Here is a 24820-nt window from a genome sequence, read left to right as displayed (position 1 = left end):
ATGGGGCTTAAAGTTTCTTACTGATGGGTATCTTCAATTTTTTTGCTTAGCCTACCCATCATATTTTTAGAAAAATTTGAGATTTCTTTTGGAACACATTTTGACTCAGCTAATAAGCAATATATCTCTAAAGCTCTTTTATAATCTTTTTTACCAGCATAAGCCTTATAAGCTTCTTCTGCAAGATTTTTAGATATTTCATTAATTCTCTTAGCTCTTCTTTCCAATGTTATATCTCTCCCCTAATCATTCTTTTTACTAATATATATTAGAATATCTATATATTATGAACAAATTAAGTTTGATCTTGTGGTGCTTCTCCTTCTTCATCCTTACTTTCTTCCTCATCTTCTTCATCTTTTATAATAGTATCTTTTATACTCTCAATATTACTTGGCTTAGATGTACCTTCTTCATTTCTTCCAACTACATAAATTTCATATGCTATCTCATTAATGTCTTTATCTAAATCTATGCTTATTATGATATTTGGATTTTTTAAAAAAGACTCTTGAGTTATAGATCTATATAATTCAAATTCTGAACCACCTTTTGTATCATCTTTAACGTAAATATCATAATTTGTAGCACCATTTAGAATATCCCAACTTAAAGCAATTTTAAGCTTATTATCTTCAATAATATACTTGGAAAATAAGTTTCTTATCATACTATTCTCTAAAGTTCCTTCTTTTACATTTATAGTTACTACTTCAATCCTCTTATTTTCTCCTTCTCCACAACTTATAGTTATTTTTTCACTACCTTGTCTTATACCAACTATAGTTCCATCATTTTCAAAAGTTATTGCCCTTTCCACAGGTAGCTTAGATTGAGAAAATTTATATGAAACCCTTGGTGGAGTTAAATTTTTAGGATCTGTTATTATTCTAGGTTTTAATTTTATTGCTTCTCCTACTGTTATATCAAAGCTACTATCTATTTCAATTCCTTTAACTCTAGCTACAATATTATATCTTATTGCTTCCACCTTATCCTTTGATTTTGCATATATAGTTGCTTTTCCTACTCCAACAGCTTTAATCTTATTATTAATCACTTGTAATACATTTTCATTGGAGCTTTCATAAGTTACACTATATGAGTTATTAAATTCTTTGTAATCTACTTCCACAGAGCTACTGATTTCTGCTTCATCACCCACATACTTTAATGTACCATCTACAGATACATTTAAATCCTCTATAGATGGATCTACTACTCTAATAGTTACCTTTTGCAACACTCGAGAGTTTTGCATAATTGCTACAGAAGTATAACCAGTTTTTAGGGCATTTAATATAACTGTATTTTTTTCTTTATTACTATTATCTTTAAGTTTTATTGTTTTTGTATTGTCTAAAATAGTAAATTTTATATTTGGGTCTTTTGCATATCCAGGAATTTTAATATAGTCTCCTGCTGATAATACTACGTTGTCACCAAGTTTAACCACATATTTATCTATATCTTGTATATACTCTCCTTCTATTATCTTAATATCTACACCTTTAATCATAGGAGGTATAGCTCCAGACTTAAAAAGATAATATTGAACAAAAAATAATAGAGGAAAAAGTACAACTATAAATATAATTTTTTTATCTTTATCAACTTTTTTCATCTCCACCCTCCTTAAAATTAATATTGTTTAATCATACTAATATATCCTAAAGTAAAATTTTTATTTACTATTATAATTATTTATAATATACATAAATCCTTGTAATATCTTTAATAAACATTATTTCAAAATAATTCAAATTATCTTATTAAATCTCACTATTTCTCTTTTATATTTTATTATAAATTATAACAATTATCTTCTTTTTCTTCTATAGTTCAATTATTATCATTATTGTAATTTTTAAAACTAAATATTTTTATGTTAAATTATTAATAATATTTGTATATAAAAATAAAACTAATTATAATATTTATAAAGGTGATTATTGTTGAAAGGAGTTTTATAATGGGGAAAGATAGAAATAGGCGAAACCTAAAACAATTCGCTAAAGATAAAAATATAGAAATATCTGTACAAAGATATTTAATTGATGCCTTAAGCTATATGGCTCTTGGACTTTTTGCTTCATTATTAATAGGTACTATTTTTAATACTTTAGGAGATAAGTTTGGAATAAGTTTATTTACAGATGTAATAAATCCACTAGCTAAACAAGTTACAGGTCCTGCAATCGCTGTTGCTATTGCTTATGGACTTCAAGCACCTCCTTTAGTTATGTTTTCTTGCGCGTTAGTTGGAGCTTGTGGAAATGAGTTAGGTGGTCCTGTTGGTGCTTTTGTAGCAACTATATTTGCAGTTGAGTTTGGTAAAATTATTTCTAAAGAAACAAAAATTGATATACTAGTAACTCCTGCAGTAACTATTATTGTTGGAGTTTTGGTTGCACAGCTTACTGGTCCTGCCGTATCTGCATTTATGACCACATTTGGAAATTTAATTATGAAAGCAACAGAAATGCAACCTATATTTATGGGTGCTCTAGTTGCTGTGTTAGTTGGAATAGCGCTAACCTTGCCAATAAGTAGTGCGGCCATTTGTATAATGTTAGAACTTAGTGGACTGGCTGGTGGAGCAGCAACAGTTGGTTGCTGTTGCCAAATGGTTGGATTTGCAGTAATGAGTTATAAAGAAAATGGCATGGGTGGCTTATTTGCACAAGGAATAGGAACTTCTATGTTGCAAATGTCAAATATAATAAAGAACTGGAAAATTTGGATACCTCCAACATTAGCATCAGCTATTATTGGTCCTTTATCTACTACAATATTTAAAATGGAGAATATTCCAATAGGTTCTGGTATGGGTACTTGTGGCTTAGTTGGGCAATTTGGTACAGTTACAGCTATGGAAGCTGCAGGAAAAGGCGGTTCTATGATGTGGATGGGTATTTTACTTCTTCATTTTATTTTACCAGCTATCATAACTCTTATTATAGCCAAGTTTATGAGAAGTAAAAATTTAATAAAACCTGGAGATTTAAAACTTGATATATAAAATTCGTATCGCTCATATCTCCAACGAGGTATCTTAGCTACCGCTTCAAACAACTCCGTTGCTTAAAACTCATAAAAAAATAAGGCTGTATATTCACAGCCTTATTTTTTTAATACATTTTTTAATAACCAATCTATAGAACCTTTACTATTTTTCCATAAATTTATTGACTCTTCACAGTAGAAGTTTGCTTCGTTAAATAATACAGGATTTATGTATACTCCTGACATTTGCATGAAAGCAGTCCATTTTATTAACTTTAATGCTATATATTTATTTGTATTTACTGCATCTTTTAATGCATCTTTTGCCATAAACATATTGTTATTTTTATAATAGTATAAAGTTTTACTGTATAACCATATTGCAGTTTTATCATCTTTATATCTTGCAAATAAGTCATTTATTTCTTTTCTATCATTTTTTTCTATAAGTATATTTATTAACTTATATCTTATACCTTGATGGTCTTGTGGATTTAAATTTAATAATAATTCATATACTCTCTTAGCCGAACCATAGTCTTTATTATTATTAAATAAATTTCCTAAGTCTTGTAAAGCTATCATATATGGTTTTGTTATTTCATCTTCCCAGTATACAACTTCACCATTATTTTCTATCATTTCTACTGCAACTTTTATAGCATTTTCAAAATTTTCAACTTTTTCTTTGAACTCATTAGATTCATGAGCTAACTGCATGAAATGTTGATACATTCTTTGTTTTTCGTCTTTTACTTCTTCAACTTGTGATTCAGTAGTTACAGCAACTTCTTTTTTATCTACTATTTCTTTTTCTTCTATATTTTCAGTCGCATCATTTGTAGAAGATATTATTACTCTTACGTCATCTTCTTGTAAGTTTAAAATTTCTTTAATAGTTTCAGCTTTATTTTTTATCGTTCCTGCTGATACCCCTATTTTTTGAGAGAAATCTTTCTTTGTCATGTACATTGAATGTTTTTTGTTAAATACTCCGTTCATATCTAACACTATGTTTAATATAGAAGCAGCCCATATATCAGTTCTTGAAGTTTCTAATATTTCTGCATTTGCATCTTCTAGTATGTCTAGGATTTCCGTACTCTTTTGTGTAAAATCTCTATTTAAGTTTTCATTTGAGAAATCCATTATTATATTTTTTATTTGTGATTTCGTATTGCTCATTTAAATCCTCCATATTACATTAAAATAACACTATTTACTATTATAACATTTTTTTCAAAAATGTATATTTAAACTTTAGAAATGTTTAATATATGATAATAAAATTTTACTATATATAAGGAAATTTTTAATTTAGAATAAAAAACTCTAGGAATATCCTAGAGTTTTTTTATTACTCATTTATTACAACAGCTATAAATTCTAAATCTTCATTACCTATATTTTCTATACAGTGTTTGTTTCCATCAGCAGTATATATTGCATCACCTTCATTTACTTCTACAAACTCATCATTGTCTAAAACTTTTCCTTTACCCTTTGTTATGTAATAAATTTCAAAGTCATCTACGTGGTCATGCATTCCTATAGAATTTCCTACTGGTATCGTTATTTTTGAAAATAATTTTGCCTTTCCCCTTAAATCGTCACCTTCAACAATAAATTCTCTTTTAACTAATCCCTTGCCATCTCTTAAATTAGACTCATTTGTTCTGATTTGTGATTTTCTTATTATCATATAAAAAGCCCCTTTCTTTATAATACACAACTAATAATATCAAAATTATTAAGTTTTATCAATAAAAGCCCCTTCATGAAAAGGAGCCTTTAGTTATTGTGTCTATTTGGGATTATATTAAATTAAATATTTTTAATATCACATATTTACTTTAACATCATATTTTTCTAAAGCATCTTCTAGTAGCGTACTTTGCTTATCATTACTTAAAGTCTCTATAAGAGATTCTTTTACATCATCAAAGTCACTATATTTCTCTCCAGTATTTTTAATAATATGATATCCATAATTAGTTTCCACTACCTTAGGATAAATTTCATTTGTCTTTAAAGAAAATGCTGCTTCTTCAAAGTTTTCATCCATTTGTCCTTTACTGAAATACCCTAAATCACCACCCTTACTAGCGTTATAAGAGTCATTAGAATATTCAAGTGCTAAATCATCAAAATCTTCTCCATTTAGCGCTCTTTTAAGTAGTTTTTCCGCTACTTCTTTATTTTCCTTCTTTTTATCATCACTTAATTCTTTTCCATTTTCATCATAATTACTAATTAAGATATGAGATGCTCTTATTTGGAAGAAGTCTTTTTTATTATTGTTATAATAATTCTTGGCTTCTTTTTCACTTACTTTAGAATTTTCTTGTAAATACGTTGTTGCTATCATTTCTTTTTTTAGACTTTCTTTCATATAGTCCTTAGTAAGATTAAATTTACTTAAATATGCATCCTCAGTTAAATTAAATGATGACTCAATTGATGACATAGTTTTAGAGTAGTTGCTCTCCACTTCAGCATCAGTTACTGTAATTTTTGCTTCTTTTCCAGCTTTATATAATGCTTCTAGATTTGTCATATAATTTATTGTGCTAGCTTCTTGAGATTCAATTTCTTCATTTGATAATTTTTTTAATCCTTGGTAGTAGAAGTATGGTTCCATTCTTTTTGCAAAATCTGCTCCTGTTATTTTAACATCTCCAACAGTTGCCAATACTTGTGATTTATTATAAGATTTATGAGTAGCTGGTAAGATTCTTCCCATATCTATTCCTATATAAATACCTGCGCCCATTCCTATAATTGCTACAATTAACATGGATACAATTGTCTTACCTCTTTTACCTCCTATGTACTTTTTTAGTTTACTTTTCTTTTCTCCACTATCCTCTTTATGTGAATGATCTACAGTCTCTTCTGTAGTTTCTACATTATCAATGATTTCATTTTCTTTATTCGGTTTATCTTGAGACATTTGGATCCTCCTAAATTTATTTCTTATTTATATATTACAACATATAATATTTTTTGTGTGAATAGAAATGGAAAGTAATATGAAATTTTTATGAATTTTATAATATTTTATAATCTTCGCAATAAGAAAGGAGTAATTATTAATGTTCCAATTAAACCATCTACCATATCTATCATTGTGTCTTTTAGGCCACCAGCTTGACAATTTATTTTAAATAATAAATCTAAAGTAAACTCTAAAATTTCCCATAAATTTGCTATTCCCAAGCTAAACATAAAAATAAAAATGAAGAAAAAAACTTTTTTTATATTTTTCCTATCTTCTTTTTTTGTACATACATTTATGATTGTATATGCAACCACACTTCCAATGGCTCCAGACCATATATGTAATATATCATCATAATAATTTATTTTGTATAATCCATAAGAAGTTCCAAGAACAAGAGAAAATAGTATAAATAAATCAAGCATTATTATCAGCATATCATTAAATAGGTAATCAAATTTTTTATTTGCTAGTCTAAGTATATAAGTTAATATAATACACCCTGCGCAAATAGCTGCGTAATTATATTTTTTAATAAATATTAAATAAACTACAGATAAACCATAAAACAGGCAGAGTAGCATATTTAAGCATTTTAAAATGTTTATTTTTTTCATACTATTATCCCTTACAAATTATAATATTTTAGGATCAATTTTATTTTTGCCTTCATCATAGGCCTTTAGAGGTCTTAATGCTGGTCCATTTAGAACCTCGCCTTTATAAGAAAACCTACTTCCATGGCATGGACAATCCCAAGTTTTTTCACCACTATTAAAACGAAGTTCACAACCTAAATGAGTACAAGTAATATCTACTATATATAAATGGTTATTCTTATCTCTATATGCTCCATATCTCTTTCCATTTATACTTACTCTTTTTCCTTCATCTTTATTAGGTAGTTCACTACTTCCTGATATAAATTTCCCTTTTATATAATCAATCGCAACTTCCACATTATTTTCTAAAAACTTAACATTTAAATAGCTTTTTAACCTACTTGGATTATACAAATCCTCATATTTAGATTTGTTTTTAGTAATTAAATCTTTAATTAAAATAGCACCCACACTACTATTACTAAGTCCCCATTTGCTAGTTCCTGTTATAATATACACATTATTTTTTTCATTATTTATCCTTCCAATATACGGTATATTATCTGATGAAATATAGTCCTGGGAAGACCAATCAGCTATAATCTCTTTCAAATGAAAATTTTCCTTGGCAAAGGCTTCTATGGCTCTAAAGTTATCACATTCGTTATCACATTTTCCTGTTTTATGATCATATCCTCCAGCGATTAAAAGATTCCTTTCCTTATCATCTTTACAAGTTCTAAATGTTCTAGTTGGCATTTCTACACTAATATAATTTCCTTCTGATATTTCATCTTTTAATTCTCCGCATAATAAATAAGATCTTGATGCTTCCTCTTTTGCAAAGAAAAATCTTAAGCCATCATACCATGCATTACATGATGCTATTATTAAATTTTTTGCTCTAATAACATTGTTATTCCCACATTTGATCAAACATTCTTCATCAATATTTACATCTACTACAGGAGTATTTTCGTAAATTTTTACACCCATTTTTTGATTTATTTTTCCTAAGGCGTCCACATATTTTTTAGGGTTAAATTGACCTTGGTTTTTAAAACATAAAGCTCCTTTTATACTCATTGGAATTCCTTCAATATAGTTCATATACTCACAAGGTATGTTTAATTCTTTACAAATTTCATATTCTTTCTTTATATCTTTAATATACCTGTCTTCTTCTGTATAAACAAAACTTGGGACTGTTTTAAAATTACAATCTATATTATTTTCTTTTATTATGTTTTCAATAAGTTTTAATCCTTCCTCATTTGCATCATAATAAAGTCTAGCTTTTTCACTAGAGTACTCTTTTTGTATTGTAGAATATATAAGCCCATGCTGGCTGGTTACTTTTCCCGTGTTTCGTCCTGATGTTCCAAATCCAACTTCATCAGCTTCTACAATAATAACTTTTTTATTTTCTTTAGCTAATAAATAAGCTGTAGTAAGCCCAGCTATACCACCACCTACTATTAAATAGTCTGCGTTTATATCCCTGTTTAAACTTTCATAATTTTTCTTTTCCTCTGATGATAAAATCCAATATGAATTCTTCATTTTTTCATCCTTTCATAGTTAATAATAGTAAATAATATTTATTATTAACTATTATTTGCTAAAATATTTTCCATCTTTGTATAAATTATTTTATTCATATATTTTTTTTATAAACTTGCTTTTTATAAATATTTTATCTATAATTAAATTATAAAATTGGTATATACCAATAGGTATATACCATAGAGGAGAAAAGGGATGAGATTAGTAGATAAAAATTCACAAATACCTCTTTATATTCAACTTATAGAAATAATAAAATATATGATTAATAACAATGAATTACAAGAAGGGCATTATTTAATGTCAGAAAGAGATATGTGTAAGATCCAAAATGTAAGCAGAATGACAGTTAATAAAGCTATTATTAACTTAGTCAATGAAGGAATCTTAGAAAGACGACAAGGAAAAGGTACTTTTGTTTCATATAAAAAACAAAAATTAACGTATGAAAAAATGCAAGGCTTTACAGAAATAGCAAAAGAAAAAAAACTAAAAGTAAAAAATGAGATATTAAAATTTAAATTAGATAAACCTAGTGATATAGTTAAGAAATACTTGCAGATAAAATACGATTCTTTCCTTGTTTTTCATATAGAAAGAATCAGATTTATTGATGAAGAACCTACAATACTAGAAAAAATATATATTCCTGAATATATGTGTCCAAATTTAAATGAAGATCTTATAAATAAGAATTCTTTATATAAATTATATAGAGAAAAATATATGCACAAAACTCAAAGGGCTAAACAAATTATTAATCCTATTACATTAGATAAAACTCAATCAAAATTATTAAATGTAGACTTAAGCTCTTTAGCCTTAAAAATTGATAGAGTTGTATTTACTGATAAGGAAGATGTTTTAGAGTATACTAGTTCTTTATTTATTACAGATAAACATCAGTATGAAATAATACTTAACGAAGATTAACAATTTAGGAGGGGATTATGAAGGCTATTATTAATGGTAAAATAGTTACCGAAAATAAAGTAATTGAAGATAAAATTCTTTTATTTAATGACAAAATAATAGAATTTTGTGACCAGGTAGATAAAAACGTAGAGATAATTGATGCTAAAGGTCTTTACGTCTCTCCTGGTCTAGTTGATATACATGTTCATGGTAGTTGTAATTGCGATGTAATGGATAAATCTTTACAATCCATAAAAACTATAGGTAATGGAATCAAAGAAAATGGTGTTACTTCTTTCTTGCCAACTACAATGTCAATGTCAAAAGAAGATGTATATGGCGCCCTTGATGTTGTAAGAGAGGCCATGAATATAAAATATGATGGAGCTCAAATTCTAGGTGCTCATTTAGAAGGTCCTTTTATAAATAGTAAATACAAAGGCGCTCAAAGGGATAAGTTTATTCAAGTTCCTAACTTTCCTTTTATAAAAGATTATGTAGATGTTATTAAAATAATATCTTATGCTCCTGAAGTTGATGATAGTTTAAATTTTACAAAGGAAGTAAAAAATAAAACTGATATAACATTATCCATAGCTCATACTAATGCAACTTATGAAGAAGCTAAGCTTGCAATAAAATTAGGTGCATCAAATGTAACTCATTTGTTTAATGCGATGAAACCTTTAAACCATCGAGAGCCTGGTGTAGTTGGAGCCGCTCTTACTAGTGATGTTTTCTGTGAAATGATTTGCGATAATATTCACGTAAATCCAGAGCTATTCCAATTTGTATTGAATAACAAAGGTAAGGATAAAGTAATATTGATAACTGATTGTATGAGAGCTGGTTGTATGGCAGATGGTAAATATGATTTAGGTGGGCAAGATGTTTTCGTAAAAGATGGTGTCGCAAGACTTACTTCAGGTACCCTAGCAGGTAGTGTTTTAAGATTAAATAAAGCAGTCTATAATTATAAAAAAAGCACAAACTTATCAATAAACGATGCAATAAATCTGGCTTCACTAAACCCTGCAAAATCAATAAATATGCATAAGACAAAGGGGAGCTTAGACATAAATAAAGATGCTGATATAGCATTATTTGACGAAGAATTAAATTGCTACATGACTATTTCTCATGGAGAAATTATTTTTAACAATTTAAACAAGTAACTATATTAATAAATTACTAAATATATTATAAAATTTTGGAGGGATACATTATGAGAATAATAGTTTGTGAAAACTACGAATCATTAAGCAAAAAAGCAGCACAAATAGTAGGAAGTCAAATGATTTTAGAACCAAAATCAGTTCTTGGTCTTGCTACCGGAGGTACTCCTATAGGAATGTATAAAAACTTAATAAAGATGTATGAAGAAGGATTAATCGACTTCTCAAAGATTAAAACTTTTAACTTGGATGAATATTATAAACTTCCTATAGATAATGATCAAAGCTATCATTATTTTATGGACGAAAATTTATTTAATTATATAAATATAAATAGAGAAAACATATATATACCTAATGGTATGTCTGATGACATAGAAGTTGAATGTGTTTCATATGACCAGTTAATTGACAATAATGGAGGCATCGATATACAAGTTCTTGGTATAGGAAATAATGCTCATATAGGATTCAATGAACCTACTATAAACTTTAAGAAGGGAACTCATGTAGTTACTTTAGATGAATCTACAAGACAAGCTAATGCAAGATTTTTCAATAGCTTAGATGAAGTTCCAACAAAAGCAATAACTATGGGAACAGGTTCAATATTCAAAAGTAAAAAAATATTACTTTTAGCAAGTGGTCAAAATAAAGCTGAGGCAATTTATAATACAGTTTATGGAAAAATCACACCAGAAGTACCTTCATCTATATTACAATTACACAAAGATGTGATTATAATTGTTGATAAAGAAGCTGCTAGCCGTTTAAATGAAAATGACTATGAGTTAATGAAAGAATATACAAAAATAAAATAAACTTTTTAATAATAAAAATCAGTAGCAATATAGCTACTGATTTTTTATAGTTATTCATTGTAAAGAGCATTAATTGTATTACTGTGTAGTTCTTCTTTTCTAAGTCTATCACTTTGAAGGAAATGGGAATAGAAAATATCAACTATAACTAAAACAGGGAACTGTGGTGAAATAGCTTTTCCATTTTCTAAATGTTCTTTAACAGCAATAAATAAAATTTCATCACAATAGGTTTTCATTTCTTCATCTTGTTTGGATGTTATTAAAACTATACTTGACCCCCTATTTGAAGCTTCTTTTAATGAGTTAATTACTTCTTTTGTGTTACCACTAACACTTATTCCAATTACCAAACATTCCTCATCCATTAAAACAGAATTCATCTTCATTATATGACTATCTAATATTGCTTCCACATTAACCCCTAGTCTCATAAGTCTTAACTTCATTTCCTGAGCTACAAGACCAGAACTTCCTCTTCCATAAATATATATTCTTTTTTTATTTGATATAAGTTCTACAACTCTTTGCATTTGCTTTTCATCTATCAATGTATAACTTTTATTTAAAAGCTCTTGATAAGTATCTAAAACTTGTTTTGTATAACTAGCTGTTATATTAGGAGTACTTTTTTCAAAACTTTGTTTGTACACGTAAGCAAATTGTCTATAACCATCAAACCCACATTTTTTAGCAAACCTGGATATAGATGCCTCTGAAACAAATAGTGTTTTAGATAAATTTTTCGATGATATGTCAATTTCTTCCGTATTATGAATGAAGAAATCTGCAATGGTTTTTTCTGAAGGTGTAAAGCTATCATATAAAGATTCTATATGCGGTACTATACTCTTTTGATATTCCTTAATTAATACTCTCCCTCTTTAGCTTTGTTAAAAATATATTTACCATTTATGTCTTTTTCACTTATATTTTTCATTTCAGCAACTTTCTTAACTAACACACTACATGATCCTAGCTCTTGAAAAGTAGACCCCATCATATTCATATAGCCTACTTCTCCACCACTCCCTAAAGCTCAGTGATATATTTCATTGTTTATAATAATTGCTCCACCTATACCTATTCCAGTAGTCAAACATAAACTTATATTTCTTCTATATCTTCCTTTGTGTTAGCACGAATCCCAACTACACAACCTTCTTTAGCCGCTTTAGCCATACACCCCATAATAATACAGTATATAATTTAAAGAAAATATTTTTAATACAAATTATTTTTTAGAAAGTACTTTCATGGATTTCATATTTTTAGACCTATTTATATTATTTTCATATAAATAAATGCATTTTCTTGCAATAAAAAAAGGAATCTACTCTGTATAATAGATTCCTTTTTTATTATATTTAATAAATTACTTTGTATTTAATCTTTCATATAAATCAACAAATTCTCCTGCTAATTGTTGAAATGTCATACTTGTCATTAAGTGATCTTGAGAGTGAACTAACATTACACTCATATCAGTTTTTTCACCACTAGCTTCTTTTTGTATTAATTCTGTTTGAAATTTATGAGCTTTAACCATAACTGCCTTAGATTCTTCAAGTTTTTCCCTTGCTATATCTATATTTCCTTTTTTAGCCTCATCTATAGCTTCAAAAGCTAAAGCTTTTGCATCACCAGCAAATCCTATGATCCCAAAAGTTATTTCTATCATTTTTTCATCCATATTGTCTTCCCCCTATAAGTCTTTATAATTTGTTAATAAAAAATTATCTTGTATGAAAACTTTCGTATCCTTAGAAGTTAATATTTTATGCTCCTTAAGTCTGGCCATAGAATATGATGTTGTTTTCATTAAAAAATCATCAATATAAGCAGGATGGCACATTATATCAGCTATTTCATATTCTTTAAGATAGTCTAACTTTTTCGCGAAATAATCTTCACTTACATTGTCACCATAAAAGGTATCTACTAAAGGTATAACTTTAGAATAACTAAAATCATACTCAAATCCACCTCTTATTGGTAAATTATATTTTTTTAAAATTTTTTCTATAACTGGTCTTAGCTTTTCTAAAGTATGAACATGATGATGACTGTCTAAATGTGTTATAACTGTTTTAGATTTCACCTTTTCAATTTGAGCACACAATTCATTGTATATTTCATCTAAATCCATATTTTCAATTACTTCATTGGTTATTCTTTTTATAAAATAACCATTTTCATCTACTATAGTTTTTAAGTTTGAAAGTAGTGGTTTATAACAGCTTAAGGTCAAATGAACACCACAACCTAAATTTTCATTTACTTTTAAAAGCTCCATAGCATGCTCAAATCCTGGCATATTTGCCATGGTACTAGTAGATGTAACTACACCAGATTTATATGCTGAAATTATACCATAGTTCACTGCTTCAGATAAACCAAAATCATCTGCATTTATTATTAGCTTAGTCATTTTATCACCTACTTATTAAATTGTGGTAGATATTCTTTATGAGCTTCCATCATTTCATCTAATACTACTTTAGCAATATCGTCTGATGGTACTAGTGGGTTTATACAAAGAGCAAGTAGTGCCGTCTCGTAGTCCCCAGTAACTGCAGCTTTTGCTGCCAATGATTCAAAACTCTTAATTTGACTTACTAATCCATCAGTACATTCTGGAAGATATCCAATGGAAAGTGGTTTAGGACCTTGTGAAGTTATTATGCTACTTACTTCTATAGCATGATCATCTTTGAAATTCCTTATGGCACCATTATTCAATGTATTTACCACTTGAATATCTTGTTTATTATTATATATTGAACTTATTAAATTACACGCTGCATCACTATAATATGCTCCACCTCTTTTTTCTAATTGCGGTGGTTTAATATCTAGGCTCTCATCTTTATAAAGTTCAAATAACTGATCTTCCAGCTCTTTAACTACTTGACCTCTAGCTTTTCCTTTTTTAAATTCATCTAATTCTTCTACTAACATTTCTTTAGTCTTATAATAGTATCTATGATATGGACAAGGTATGGCTCCTAAAGCTCTTACAAATTCTGGATTAAAATCAATAGCTTTTATATTTTCCATACTTATTTTCGTTGTAATGAATCTTTCAATAGCCTCTTTTGTTACGTCTTTTCCATCTAAGCATACCTTCAATCCATACACCATATGATTTAGTCCGCCAAACTCCATATAGATTCTATCTGGTTCTACTTGAAATAATTTAGCTACATCATTCTTTAAATGTATTGGTACATTACAAAGGCCTATATATTTTTTAAAGTTTGTATATTTAAATACTGCTTCACTTATTATTCCCGTTGGATTTGTAAAGTTAATTAGCCACGCATTTGGACATAATTCTTCTATATCTTTTATTATGTCAAATACTACTGGTACTGTACGAAGGGCTTTAAATAGCCCTCCTGCACCATTGGTTTCTTGTCCTATTAATCCGTGAGATAGTGGTATTCTTTCATCTTTTATTCTAGCCTCTAAAAGCCCCACTCTAAGCTGTGTTGTCACAAAGTTAGCATCTTTTAGGGCTTCTCTTCTATCTAGCGTAAGATGAATTTCCATATCTATTCCTGCTTTTTTAACCATCCTTTTGGCTAAACTACCCACTATTTCTAATTTTTCTTTTCCCTCTTCTATATCAACTAGCCATAATTCTTTTACTGGCAATTCTTTATGTCTTTTAATAAAACCTTCTATTAGCTCGGGAGTATAACTTGATCCTCCTCCAATTGTCACTACCTTTAAACAGTTTTTCATGTCATACACCATCCAATCTGTATATATCTATATTTAAGCAAGATTTTTTACCCTATTTGTCCTGAATCTTTTGCTAATTTTTTCTTTGCCATTCTTTCATCCGCCCCTACAAATGGTAAGTATATTAGAACAGATAATACTATATTAACAAAGGCTAATATACCTCCCTTTAAACTACCTGTTGCCATTACTGCACTAAATATTGGAGGTGTTATCCATGGTATTTTAGGCATTATTACTGGTGGTACAAGTCCACTAGATATTGCAAAATATGCTGTTATAGTGCATATAATTGGTGCTAATACAAAAGGTATCATATATACTGGATTTAACACTATTGGCATACCAAATATCATAGGTTCATTTATATTAAATAATGCTGGTGGTCCACCTAAAGCTATCATATCTTTACGTCTTTTACCTGCTATTAATAAAGCTATTACTAAACCTATAACCATTCCTGATCCACCTAAATATACAAATGCATCAAGAAAAGCTCCTGCAAATACATGATATCCTTCTGTAGCTCCAGCCGCCATTAATTCAGCATTTTTTCCACCAAGTTCCATTAATATAGGTTCAACAACTGGTAATGCTATATTTGCACCATGTAATCCAAATATCCATAATACATGAACGAATATTGCAACAAATATTGCTCCACCTAAAGAGTCTGCAACACCTGTTAAAGGTTTAGCTAGATAAGTTTGTAATAAGTCATTTATGAATTGACCATCAGAAAGAGTAGATATTATAACTCCAACTATTCCCATTATAGTTAATGCAATTAAACTAGGTAATAACTTTGCAAATGATCTTGAAACTGCTGGTGGTACACTATCTGGCATTTTAATAGTTAACCAAGATACATTTGATAATTTAATATATATTTCAGTAGTTACTAAAGCAACTATCATAGCTGTAAATAATCCATTTGTAGAAACATAAGTCCAAGGAATAAATCCCCATCCAACTATTGCTTCAGTTGCACCTTCTGGTACTATGGAAGCTGTTTGTGGACTTAATACCAAGAATGCACATAAAGATATAAGACCTGCTTGCAAACCATTTCCGTCATAAGATTTTGCAAGAGAATACCCAACTGATACTGCTAAAAATAAAGACATTAGTGCTATAGATCCCCACCATAAGTTCCCACCTACTGCTCCAATGTGTCCACCTATTGTAGTACCTGTTATGAAATTTTGATACGGTTCAAAAGGCAAGTTTTTTGCAAGATTACCAAATGCGCCTATCATAGCTATTGATATCATTCCAACAAAACCATCTCTTATTGCCACCAAGTGCCTCTGCGATCCAAACTTTGCTGCAACAGGAACTAAATAACGTTCCATGAAAGACATAAATTTTTCCATAAAATTTCCCCCTCAATTTTTATTTTAAATTTGCTAGCTCTATTGCTCTGTCTAATACTGCTTTCCCATTACATGTTCCATAGTGCATCATATTGATTACTTCAACTGGAACATTATAAGGCTTAGCTATTTCTGTAGCTTTGTTTAGCATAAATCTTACTTGCGGTCCAAGTAATATTACATCTGCATCTTGAACCTCCTTATCAATATTAGCCTCAGATATTGCCCATATTTTTGCTTCAATACCTGATTCTTTTGCTGCTGCTTCCATTTTTGTTACTAATAAACTTGTTGACATTCCTGCTGAACAGGCTAACATTATTTTTATCATTTTATAATACCTCCATAAAATATTAGTTTTTATTTATTTTTGTGTATTTATATTTATATATCCAGTCTTTTGTTGATGATTTCAAATAGAGTATATAAATACATAAAATGTCTATACATTTATTTTGTTAATCTAATTGTATAACAAATGTATAGACATTTCAAGAAAACATTTTCATTTTTATTATAAAATTTTTATTTTTTATTTTTCTATTGTTTTGTTACAGCACTCAAAGTTAAAGTATATCCATAATGATAGGTATGAGAATATTCAAATACATCACCATTATCAAATCTACTTACTTGTTTTATATATAATATTGGCTCTTTCTTATTTAAATCCAGTTGTTCTTCCAATTTCTTTGTTGATATTATAGCTTCAACTTCTCTTTCTGCAATGGCTATTTTATATCCGCAATCTTCTTCTATATATTTATATAATGAATCTTCACAATCTTTCTTTGTTAAATTTGGAAAAAGCTTTACAGGCATATAAGTAACCATGTAAGATACTTTCTTTTTATCTGCCAATCTAACTCTACATATTTCCCATACATTTTCACCTAAATTTAAGCTCAGATTCTTTGATAATTCTTCGTCTGCCTCAAGCACCTTTATATCTATTAGTATATTAGATACTTCTTTATTTTTGCTTTTCATCTCCTTTGTAAATCCACTTACAGAAGATATATTATCATAAATATTTCCACCTAGTACAATACTTCCAATACCTCTTCTTCTCGTAATATATCCTTCCTTCACTAGATTACTAAGAGCTGATCTTACGGTCATTCTAGTTACATTAAACTCTTCACATAATTGATTTTCAGAAGGTATTAAGTCTCCTTGGCTTAACTTACCTGAGTCAATTAAATTTTTTACATACTCTTCAATTATTTTGTACATTGGTTGCCCCATATTTTACACTCCTTTGATAATTGTGTTTATAATGAATAGCCTACACTTCTAATATAATTATCCTTAATTATATACAATCAAAATAAATATATATACATATACATTATCTTAAGCTACATTTTAAATCAAGCAAATACTTGTAATTTTTTGCAATAAAAAACACCTTTTAAAAGGTGCCTCTTATTTTAATTATAAATTATTTTATATTTACAATCACATGATTTTATTTTGTTTAAAATTGTAAACTTATTTTACTTTGTCCAGTGGGTTTTTAAGAATTGCTAGTAAAATTGCTCCTACTACTGAACCTGCTAATAATGCCACAAGATACATTAAAGGATTTATTATTGTTGGAAGTACAAATATTCCTCCATGAGGAGCTCTAAGTCCACATCCAAATGCCATGGATAATGCACCAGCAAGACCTGAACCTATTACACAAGCAGGTATAACATGAAGTGGATCTGCTGCTGCAAATGGAATTGCACCTTCTGTTATGAATGATAATCCCATTATATAATTTACTATTCCTGACTTTCTTTCACTTTCACTAAATCTATTTTTAAAGAAAGTTGTAGCAAGAGCTATTGCTAAAGGAGGTACCATACCACCTATCATAACTGCTGCCATTATGGCAAATTGTTCTGGACCCGCATTTACTACTGTAAGTTGAGCTGTACCAAATACATAAGCTGCTTTATTGAAAGGACCTCCCATGTCTATTGCCATCATCGCTCCAAGAACTGTTCCAAGTAATATTTTACTAGTTCCACTCATAGAAGCTAAGAAGCTGTTAAGTGCTGTATTTACAGAACCAACTATTGGATTAATACTTATCATTATTAAGCCCATTAAAAGTATTCCAAATACAGGGAATAATAAAACTGGTTTAATTCCTTCTAAAGAATCTGGTAAATATGAGAATAATTTTTTAAGTAATAATACTAAATATCCACCAACAAAACCAGCAAGCAGTGCACCTAAAAATCCTGCACTTATAGCAGTTTTTGCATCATAATGCATAAGATTACTAAAAGTATATCCTGCACTTGCTATAATACCACCAACAAAACCAACTGCAAGACCTGGTCTATCTGCTATACTCATTGCTATATACCCAGCTAGGACTGGCAACATAAATCCGAATGCTTGACCACCTATTGTTTTAAAGAATGCTGCAAGAGGAGTATTCATACCAAAGTTAGCTGGATTAATTGTGTAGTCATCAAATAAGAAAGCTAAAGCTATAAGTATTCCTCCACCAACAACAAATGGCAACATGTGAGATACACCATTCATTAGATGTTTGTAAAATTGTCTTCCTATGCTTTCTTTTTCATTTGATGCTTCTTCTATATCATTTCCTCTAGAGCCATGAAAAATTGGTGCATCACCTTTAACAGCTCTGTCTATAAGTTCATCTGCCTTATGTATACCATCAGCAACTTTTGTTATTATAACTTTCTTTCCATTAAATCTGTCCATTTCAACATTTTTATCAGCTGCTACTATTATACATGTTGCATTTTCTATTTCTTCTTTTGTTAAAGCATTTTTAATACCTGCTGAACCATTAGTTTCAACTTTTATGCTTATTCCTTTATTTACAGCTTTTTGACTTAAATTTTCTGCTGCCATAAAAGTATGAGCTATTCCTGTTGGACAAGCTGTAACTGCGAGAATTGTAGGTAAATTAGATTTTTTTTCTTTTACAACTACTTCTTTTTCTTCTTCCTCTGGAAATTTTTCTTTTTCTTTCACATTTATCAAATTTAAGAATTCATCTACTGAAGATGCATTTATTAAATCATTTCTAAAACTTTCATCCATTAGTATTGTTGATAGTCTTGATAGCACTTCAAGGTGGGTATCGTTTGCTCCGTCTGGTGCAGCTATCATAAAGAATAAATGAGATAAACTATCATCAAATGCTTCGTAATCTATCCCTTCTTTTGATATACCAGCAGCTAAACAAGCTTTACTTACTGATTTGTTTTTTGCATGTGGAATTGCTACCCCTTCCCCGATGGCAGTAGTACTTAATTCTTCACGAGCAAGTATTGCTTCTTTATATTCTTTTTTATTATTTAAATTTCCACTATTGTTAACTAAATCAACTAGTTCATCTACTACACTTGATTTATCTTTTGAAACTAAGTTTAGTTTCACTGACTTTTTATTAATAAGGTCAATTATTCTCATTTTTTATCTCCTCTCAACATTTATTTTTTTTATTAATTTATCAATAAACTCTTTCTTTGCTAAATCTGATGAAAATGCAGTTGCACTTCCACTTGCCGCTCCTAGTTTTAAAGCTTCTTCATAAGAATTGCTATTTATGTATCCAGATATAAATCCAGCTACCATAGAATCTCCAGCACCAACAGAGTTTACAACACTTCCTTTTGGTACATTACTTATGAACACTTCTTTATTTTCTGTTATAAGAAGAGCACCATCTTTTCCTCTTGAAACTAGCACATTTCTTGCTCCCATTTCTTGAAGCTTTTTACCATAAGTTACTATATCATCTATGCTTTCTAGTTTTGCATTAAACATTTCTTCCAATTCATGATTATTTGGCTTTATTAAAAATGGATTATATTTCAATACATTTAAAAGTAAATTTTTAGTTGCATCAACCACAACTTTCACATTATTTGCTTTTACATGCTTCATGATTTTTTCGTATAAGTCTTCTTTTAAAGTTGATGGAATACTTCCAGAAAGAACTAAAACATCTCCTTCTTTTAATCCACTTAATTTATTAAATAATTCTTTAAGCTTTTCATCGCTTATATGTGGTCCACCACCATTTATTTCAGTTTCTTCATCACTCTTTATTTTTACATTGATTCTAGTAAATCCATTATCTAATTTTATAAAATCTGATTTAACATTTAAATCAGATAAAGAGTTAGTTATAAAGTCACCTGTAAAATTACTTACAAATCCAGTAGCCACATTATCATGTCCTAAAGTTTTTAATATCCTTGAAACATTTATTCCTTTTCCTCCTGGATATACGTGTTCACTATTTGCTCTGTTTACATGTCCTGTATTTAAATGTTCAAGATTAATAACATAATCTATAGATGGATTTAAGGTTACAGTGTATATCACTTTATTTCCTCCTTTATTTTTCGTATATATTATTTTGCTCTTTAAATTACTTTTGTATCCTATGACTATGATATATGAAAAGGCTTTCTCCAAAAAGACAAAAAATTTCTCTTAATTAAAAGAGAAATTTAACTTTGTCTGCTTTAGGTACGTTGCTTAAAACAGTTTTATAAACTTTTCATAAGATTTGTTTTCACAAATATTAACCACTTTTGATGTTGTATCTAATTTATTATAGATACTTGAAAATACTTGTTCATAGTCAAGTATCTTTTCGTTATTTAATGCTAGCATTATTACAAGCCTAACTTTTCCATACTCCCAATCTATAGGTTCGTTTAGAATACCAACTACTATTTTATTTTCTTTTATATTACCTTTAGAGCCATGAGGCATTGACACCATATTTCCTATTTCTGTTGTGGCAATTTGCTCCCTTTCAAAATAGGATTTTTTCATTTCTTCATCAATGATGTCTTTTTTTAATAATGCATCACTCATAAAGTCTAGAACTTCTTCTTTATTTTTACAATCCAAATCTGTAAAATATAATGCTCTATCAAAGAAGTCTTTCACATTCACATCTTCATAAACATATCCTGTGTCCATGAATTTTTCTATTATTTTAATTTCTTTTTCAGTTAAAAATGGTGATACATTAATAACTGGTATTTTGTTGTACTCTAAAGGCATTGTTGATATTAAAAAATCTACCACAGCAGGGTCTATATACTCAATTAAATAAGAAGGAATAATTTTTACTATTTCTATCCTGTCTTTAAATAATTGCTGTAGCTTAGTATTTATTAACATAGATGTACCAGCTCCAGATGCACAAACAATAATAACCTTAAATATTTTTCTTTTTTTATTACTTGAATATCTCTCCACTGCTCCTCCCACATGAACAGCAATATTAGATACTTCATCTTCACCAATTTTCAAATCCAGCTCATTTTCTATGGCTTTTTTAGCTATTTTAGCAAGCTCATAAGCATAAGGATATTTAATTTTCACATCATTATTTACCACATTATAGTTACAAATTCCCAACTTATCTTTTTTAATCAAATTATTTATATGGTTATATAAACACTCCATAAAGAACTCATCTTTACTAATATCTATGGCTGTAGCTAATTTTAAATTTTTACAAAATAAAGCAATTGCTTTAGTTATTTTTTCTTTATTTACATTATCATTCATTATTGCTTCACGTTTAACTTTATATTCTTTTATATAATTTTTAATAAATTTATCATAATCCTTGTAATTATTTCGGCTTAGTTTAATAAAAATTGTACTACATAGATTTTTGAATTCTATATCACTTAAAATTAAATTTTCATTATTTAAGTATTTTAATATTTCATTTTTCAAGTTAAATACTTTATTGCTTACATCTTCAGTTAAAAAATCTTGTAATGTTAATTCATTATGTTTTCTAGAGCATAAGTCTATTATGCATCTTATAACTTCTGATTCATCGGCTTCAACACCGATTCCATGCTTATGCCTAGACACAATATTTATATTATATTTGCTTAGAATTTCTTTTACTTCTTTTAAATCATTCTTTACAGAAGAAACACTAATAAACATAGCATCTGACAACTCTTCCAACTTAATACTTTTTTCTTCTTGTAAATTTAAGTTGAGCATTGTTTTAATTATAAATTCAATTCTATCTATGTTTCCTAAAGTATTATTATTACATTCAGATACATCAATTTTTCCTTCTAATTTATAACCTACTCCCCTAATAGAAATTATTTTAGTATCCTTTAGTTGTTTATTAATATCTTTAATTTCACTTTGAATTGTTTTTGTTGAACATCCAATCTCTTCACTTAAAGCTAAACTACTTACAGGATGATTTAACTCTTTCAATATTTCTATTATAGCTAAGGCCCTTGTACTTAAATTATTCATACTCACACCTCTTTTGCTCATATATTCCATAGATTTTAATAAAATTTCCCAAATATTATTTACCCATTTTTTATCTTTAATGTTTTATTTTTTTAGTTTTGCTAAAGCTTCAGCAAATGGATTATTGAAACTTTCTTCTTTTTTGTTTTGATTCTTTAAGTATTTTTGTATATCTTTTTTAGATCCTTTTTGCTTTTCTTCTTGCTTTCTTTTATTAAACGCAGATAATTTTTCTCTATATCCACAAGCACATGCAAATATTTTATTTTCTCCTTCGCCTCTAAGTTCTAATTTTTTATGACAATTAGGACATCTAGAATTTGTTACTTGTGATACTGTTTTTCTCGTGTTACACTCTCTATCTTCACAAACTAACATCTTTCCTTTTTTACCATTAACCTCAAGCATAAATTTACCACAGTTAGGACATTTATTTTTCGTTAAATTATCATGTTTGAACTTGCTATCACTTTTATTTATATCTTTTACTATTTCTTTTGTATAAGTTTTAATATCTTCAATAAAAGTCTCTTTATTTGCTTTTCCATTTGATATATCTGTAAGCTTTTTCTCCCACTGAGCTGTTAAGTCTGGTGTTTTTAATTTTTCAGGAGCTAAATCTAATAACTGTCTACCTTTTGAAGTAATGTGTATTTCTTTGTTATTTTTCTTTTCTACTGAAAAAGAATTAAATAATTTTTCGATTATATCTGCTCTAGTAGCAACTGTTCCCAAATTACTTTTCTCCATTTCTGTAAGTAAAGTTCCTTCGTTTAAGTATGGAGGTGGATTAGTTTTTCCAGTTTTAACTTTTACTTCTTCAATCTTTAATATATCATTTACTAAGATTGCTGGAATACTATCTAGTTTTTCTTCTTCGTCATCTCCATATCCTTCTGTAAATCCAAGGTTAATCACTTTATTACCTTTAGCTCTAAAGTTTTCTCCTTCACAACTACCAGTAATAGTCGTTTCCACATATTCAAATGGAGGGCAAAGTATGCTTAAAAACCTTTTTACTACTAAGTCATAAATTTTTCTTTCTTTATCACTCAAATCACCAAGAAATACTCTTTCTTCTGTTGGTATTATTGCATGGTGATCAGTGACTTTAGAATTATCTACAAAAGACTTATTTCCTTTAATATTAGTTTTTAATAATTTATTACAAACTTTTGAATAATCACTTACATTAACTGCTTTTATTCTATCTTTTAATGTTTCAACTATATCTGTAGTCAAATATCTAGAATCTGTTCTTGGATAAGTAAGAACTTTGTGATGTTCGTATAGCTTTTGCATTATTGATAATGTTTCTTTTGCTGAGAAACCAAATTTTTTATTTGCATCTCTTTGTAATTCTGTCAAGTCATATAGCGGTTTAGAGTATCTTTTCTTATCTACTTTTTTAACATCTATAATTTTTATTTCTTTATTGTTTAATTTTTTTGCTATCTTTTCTATTTTTTCTTCATTAAAAGAAGTTGTATTATTTTTTTTATCTATCCAATTCATCTTAAAATTAGAGCTACCTTTTTTAGTAGAAATATCTATAGAATAATACTCCTTTGCCACAAATTTTCTTATTTCATCTTCTCTTTTTAAAATCATTCCAAGAGTTGGAGTTTGAACTCTACCACAAGAAAGTTGAGCATTATATTTTGTAGTAAGAGCACGAGTCCCATTTATTCCTACAATCCAGTCAGCTTCTGCTCTTGCTATTGCTGAATAATATAAATTATTATACTGTCTTCCATCTTTTAATTTTTCAAAACCTTCTTTAATTGCTTTATCTGTACTTGATGAAATCCAAAGACGTTTAATTGGCTTTTTCACATGAGCTTTTTCTATTACCCATCTGGCAACAAGCTCTCCTTCTCTTCCTGCATCTGTTGCTATAACTATTTCACAAACATCATCTCTATTTAACTGAGATTTAACTGTGTTAAACTGTTTAGATGTTTTTTTAATAACTACAGTTTTTAGTTTTGTGGGTATTATTGGCAAATCTTCCATTTTCCAAGACTTGTATTTTTCCCCATAACTTTCAGGATCTGCAAGTGTTACGAGATGTCCTAATGCCCAAGTTACTATATATTTATCTCCTTCTATATATCCATTTTTATCTTTATTACAATTTAATACTCTAGCAATATCTCTTCCAACTGAAGGTTTTTCTGCTAACACTAATATTTTTTTCATTTTAATCCTTTCTTATTTTAAATACATTTTAAAATAATATGTTATATATATCTTTATCTTTATAACTAATAATTTTACCATAAAATTCACTTTGTTCATAGGT

General features: G+C 28.5%; 23 protein-coding genes. 4 read left to right on the top strand and 19 right to left on the bottom strand.

Annotated elements, in window-relative coordinates; genetic code table 11:
* Positions 1-17 precede the first annotated feature (17 nt).
* Together K0039_RS17400 and K0039_RS17395 are read right to left on the bottom strand one after the other, a co-directional pair.
* Positions 18-227 carry a hypothetical protein gene (locus tag K0039_RS17400; RefSeq protein WP_228106345.1) on the bottom strand — a complete coding sequence of 70 codons (210 nt, stop codon included), beginning with the start codon at positions 225-227 and terminating at the stop codon, positions 18-20.
* 68 nt (positions 228-295) lie between these two features.
* Positions 296-1624, bottom strand: a complete 1329-nt coding sequence (locus K0039_RS17395; RefSeq protein ID WP_228106344.1) for a hypothetical protein — start codon at positions 1622-1624, stop codon at positions 296-298.
* Positions 1625-1972: 348 nt separating this feature from the next.
* On the opposite strand from K0039_RS17395, the gene K0039_RS17390 reads away from it, so the two are divergent.
* A complete protein-coding gene (locus tag K0039_RS17390; RefSeq protein WP_228106343.1) occupies positions 1973-3022 on the top strand; it encodes a PTS sugar transporter subunit IIC in 1050 nt (349 codons plus the stop codon).
* 101 nt (positions 3023-3123) lie between these two features.
* Here K0039_RS17390 and K0039_RS17385 read toward each other — a convergent pair whose 3' ends face one another.
* From K0039_RS17385 to K0039_RS17365, 5 genes are all read right to left on the bottom strand, one after another.
* Positions 3124-4191 (bottom strand): DUF6398 domain-containing protein, encoded by a 1068-nt coding sequence (locus K0039_RS17385; protein ID WP_228106342.1) that lies wholly within the window; start codon positions 4189-4191, stop codon positions 3124-3126.
* 172 nt (positions 4192-4363) lie between these two features.
* Positions 4364-4708: a cupin domain-containing protein gene (locus K0039_RS17380; protein WP_228106341.1), complete on the bottom strand. Its 345-nt coding sequence runs from the start codon at positions 4706-4708 to the stop codon at positions 4364-4366.
* 138 nt (positions 4709-4846) lie between these two features.
* A complete protein-coding gene (locus K0039_RS17375; RefSeq protein ID WP_228106340.1) occupies positions 4847-5959 on the bottom strand; it encodes a peptidylprolyl isomerase in 1113 nt (370 codons plus the stop codon).
* Between the two features lie 107 nt (positions 5960-6066).
* A complete protein-coding gene (locus K0039_RS17370; protein WP_228106339.1) occupies positions 6067-6624 on the bottom strand; it encodes a DUF2238 domain-containing protein in 558 nt (185 codons plus the stop codon).
* 18 nt (positions 6625-6642) lie between these two features.
* Complete coding sequence (locus K0039_RS17365) at positions 6643-8172, bottom strand: FAD-dependent oxidoreductase (protein WP_228106338.1); 1530 nt, start codon at positions 8170-8172, stop codon at positions 6643-6645.
* 198 nt (positions 8173-8370) lie between these two features.
* Between K0039_RS17365 and K0039_RS17360 the strand changes: the two genes are divergently transcribed.
* The 3 genes from K0039_RS17360 to nagB are packed head-to-tail and all read left to right on the top strand — an operon-like array spanning position 8371 to position 11086.
* Positions 8371-9108 (top strand): GntR family transcriptional regulator, encoded by a 738-nt coding sequence (locus K0039_RS17360; RefSeq protein WP_228106337.1) that lies wholly within the window; start codon positions 8371-8373, stop codon positions 9106-9108.
* 17 nt (positions 9109-9125) lie between these two features.
* Entirely contained in the window at positions 9126-10265 is a 1140-nt protein-coding gene (gene nagA, locus K0039_RS17355) for an N-acetylglucosamine-6-phosphate deacetylase (RefSeq protein WP_228106336.1), read from the top strand.
* Positions 10266-10315: 50 nt separating this feature from the next.
* A complete protein-coding gene (nagB, locus tag K0039_RS17350) occupies positions 10316-11086 on the top strand; it encodes a glucosamine-6-phosphate deaminase (protein ID WP_228106335.1) in 771 nt (256 codons plus the stop codon).
* A gap of 50 nt (positions 11087-11136) precedes the next feature.
* Here the strand turns inward: nagB and K0039_RS22255 are convergent, their stop codons facing one another.
* From K0039_RS22255 to K0039_RS17285, 12 genes are all read right to left on the bottom strand, one after another.
* Positions 11137-11922: a MurR/RpiR family transcriptional regulator gene (locus K0039_RS22255; protein WP_322789399.1), complete on the bottom strand. Its 786-nt coding sequence runs from the start codon at positions 11920-11922 to the stop codon at positions 11137-11139.
* A gap of 32 nt (positions 11923-11954) precedes the next feature.
* The gene (locus K0039_RS17340) at positions 11955-12095 is read right to left on the bottom strand and encodes a hypothetical protein (protein ID WP_228106334.1); all 141 of its coding nucleotides are present in this window, start codon (positions 12093-12095) and stop codon (positions 11955-11957) included.
* 366 nt (positions 12096-12461) lie between these two features.
* Positions 12462-12779: a PTS lactose/cellobiose transporter subunit IIA gene (locus K0039_RS17330; protein ID WP_228106333.1), complete on the bottom strand. Its 318-nt coding sequence runs from the start codon at positions 12777-12779 to the stop codon at positions 12462-12464.
* 12 nt (positions 12780-12791) lie between these two features.
* A complete protein-coding gene (chbG, locus tag K0039_RS17325) occupies positions 12792-13517 on the bottom strand; it encodes a chitin disaccharide deacetylase (protein ID WP_228106332.1) in 726 nt (241 codons plus the stop codon).
* Between the two features lie 8 nt (positions 13518-13525).
* The gene (locus K0039_RS17320) at positions 13526-14836 is read right to left on the bottom strand and encodes a 6-phospho-beta-glucosidase (RefSeq protein WP_228106331.1); all 1311 of its coding nucleotides are present in this window, start codon (positions 14834-14836) and stop codon (positions 13526-13528) included.
* Positions 14837-14883: 47 nt separating this feature from the next.
* Positions 14884-16212 carry a PTS sugar transporter subunit IIC gene (locus tag K0039_RS17315; protein ID WP_228106330.1) on the bottom strand — a complete coding sequence of 443 codons (1329 nt, stop codon included), beginning with the start codon at positions 16210-16212 and terminating at the stop codon, positions 14884-14886.
* 19 nt (positions 16213-16231) lie between these two features.
* Complete coding sequence (locus K0039_RS17310; RefSeq protein ID WP_228106329.1) at positions 16232-16543, bottom strand: PTS sugar transporter subunit IIB; 312 nt, start codon at positions 16541-16543, stop codon at positions 16232-16234.
* A gap of 209 nt (positions 16544-16752) precedes the next feature.
* Positions 16753-17460, bottom strand: coding sequence for a GntR family transcriptional regulator (locus K0039_RS17305; protein WP_228106328.1), 708 nt, complete (start codon positions 17458-17460; stop codon positions 16753-16755).
* A gap of 246 nt (positions 17461-17706) precedes the next feature.
* Entirely contained in the window at positions 17707-19662 is a 1956-nt protein-coding gene (locus K0039_RS17300; protein WP_228106327.1) for a PTS fructose transporter subunit IIABC, read from the bottom strand.
* Positions 19663-19665: 3 nt separating this feature from the next.
* The gene (gene pfkB / locus K0039_RS17295; RefSeq protein WP_228106326.1) at positions 19666-20583 is read right to left on the bottom strand and encodes a 1-phosphofructokinase; all 918 of its coding nucleotides are present in this window, start codon (positions 20581-20583) and stop codon (positions 19666-19668) included.
* Between the two features lie 156 nt (positions 20584-20739).
* Positions 20740-22515 carry a BglG family transcription antiterminator gene (locus tag K0039_RS17290; RefSeq protein ID WP_228106325.1) on the bottom strand — a complete coding sequence of 592 codons (1776 nt, stop codon included), beginning with the start codon at positions 22513-22515 and terminating at the stop codon, positions 20740-20742.
* A gap of 84 nt (positions 22516-22599) precedes the next feature.
* Positions 22600-24717, bottom strand: coding sequence for a DNA topoisomerase III (locus K0039_RS17285; RefSeq protein ID WP_228106324.1), 2118 nt, complete (start codon positions 24715-24717; stop codon positions 22600-22602).
* Positions 24718-24820: the final 103 nt, after the last annotated feature.

The organism is Terrisporobacter mayombei, assembly GCF_020748465.1.
Lineage (GTDB): Bacteria > Bacillota > Clostridia > Peptostreptococcales > Peptostreptococcaceae > Terrisporobacter > Terrisporobacter mayombei.
Note: the sequence above shows the minus strand (reverse complement) of the source record. Positions and strands in the feature narration are given on the sequence as shown.

What these genes read in the sequence shown, in the direction of transcription:
- K0039_RS17395 (WP_228106344.1), bottom strand. Translation starts at nt 1,624, where the DNA reads ATGAAAAAAGTTGATAAAGATAAAAAAATTATATTTATAGTTGTACTT.
- K0039_RS17365 (WP_228106338.1), bottom strand. Translation starts at nt 8,172, where the DNA reads ATGAAGAATTCATATTGGATTTTATCATCAGAGGAAAAGAAAAATTAT.
- chbG (WP_228106332.1), bottom strand. Translation starts at nt 13,517, where the DNA reads ATGACTAAGCTAATAATAAATGCAGATGATTTTGGTTTATCTGAAGCA.
- K0039_RS17315 (WP_228106330.1), bottom strand. Translation starts at nt 16,212, where the DNA reads ATGGAAAAATTTATGTCTTTCATGGAACGTTATTTAGTTCCTGTTGCA.
- K0039_RS17390 (WP_228106343.1), top strand. Translation starts at nt 1,973, where the DNA reads ATGGGGAAAGATAGAAATAGGCGAAACCTAAAACAATTCGCTAAAGAT.
- nagB (WP_228106335.1), top strand. Translation starts at nt 10,316, where the DNA reads ATGAGAATAATAGTTTGTGAAAACTACGAATCATTAAGCAAAAAAGCA.
- K0039_RS17330 (WP_228106333.1), bottom strand. Translation starts at nt 12,779, where the DNA reads ATGGATGAAAAAATGATAGAAATAACTTTTGGGATCATAGGATTTGCT.
- K0039_RS17370 (WP_228106339.1), bottom strand. Translation starts at nt 6,624, where the DNA reads ATGAAAAAAATAAACATTTTAAAATGCTTAAATATGCTACTCTGCCTG.
- K0039_RS17285 (WP_228106324.1), bottom strand. Translation starts at nt 24,717, where the DNA reads ATGAAAAAAATATTAGTGTTAGCAGAAAAACCTTCAGTTGGAAGAGAT.
- K0039_RS17380 (WP_228106341.1), bottom strand. Translation starts at nt 4,708, where the DNA reads ATGATAATAAGAAAATCACAAATCAGAACAAATGAGTCTAATTTAAGA.
- K0039_RS17305 (WP_228106328.1), bottom strand. Translation starts at nt 17,460, where the DNA reads ATGGGGCAACCAATGTACAAAATAATTGAAGAGTATGTAAAAAATTTA.
- K0039_RS17320 (WP_228106331.1), bottom strand. Translation starts at nt 14,836, where the DNA reads ATGAAAAACTGTTTAAAGGTAGTGACAATTGGAGGAGGATCAAGTTAT.
- K0039_RS17310 (WP_228106329.1), bottom strand. Translation starts at nt 16,543, where the DNA reads ATGATAAAAATAATGTTAGCCTGTTCAGCAGGAATGTCAACAAGTTTA.
- K0039_RS17375 (WP_228106340.1), bottom strand. Translation starts at nt 5,959, where the DNA reads ATGTCTCAAGATAAACCGAATAAAGAAAATGAAATCATTGATAATGTA.
- K0039_RS17340 (WP_228106334.1), bottom strand. Translation starts at nt 12,095, where the DNA reads ATGAATATGATGGGGTCTACTTTTCAAGAGCTAGGATCATGTAGTGTG.
- K0039_RS17360 (WP_228106337.1), top strand. Translation starts at nt 8,371, where the DNA reads ATGAGATTAGTAGATAAAAATTCACAAATACCTCTTTATATTCAACTT.
- K0039_RS17290 (WP_228106325.1), bottom strand. Translation starts at nt 22,515, where the DNA reads ATGAATAATTTAAGTACAAGGGCCTTAGCTATAATAGAAATATTGAAA.
- K0039_RS17300 (WP_228106327.1), bottom strand. Translation starts at nt 19,662, where the DNA reads ATGAGAATAATTGACCTTATTAATAAAAAGTCAGTGAAACTAAACTTA.
- nagA (WP_228106336.1), top strand. Translation starts at nt 9,126, where the DNA reads ATGAAGGCTATTATTAATGGTAAAATAGTTACCGAAAATAAAGTAATT.
- K0039_RS17385 (WP_228106342.1), bottom strand. Translation starts at nt 4,191, where the DNA reads ATGAGCAATACGAAATCACAAATAAAAAATATAATAATGGATTTCTCA.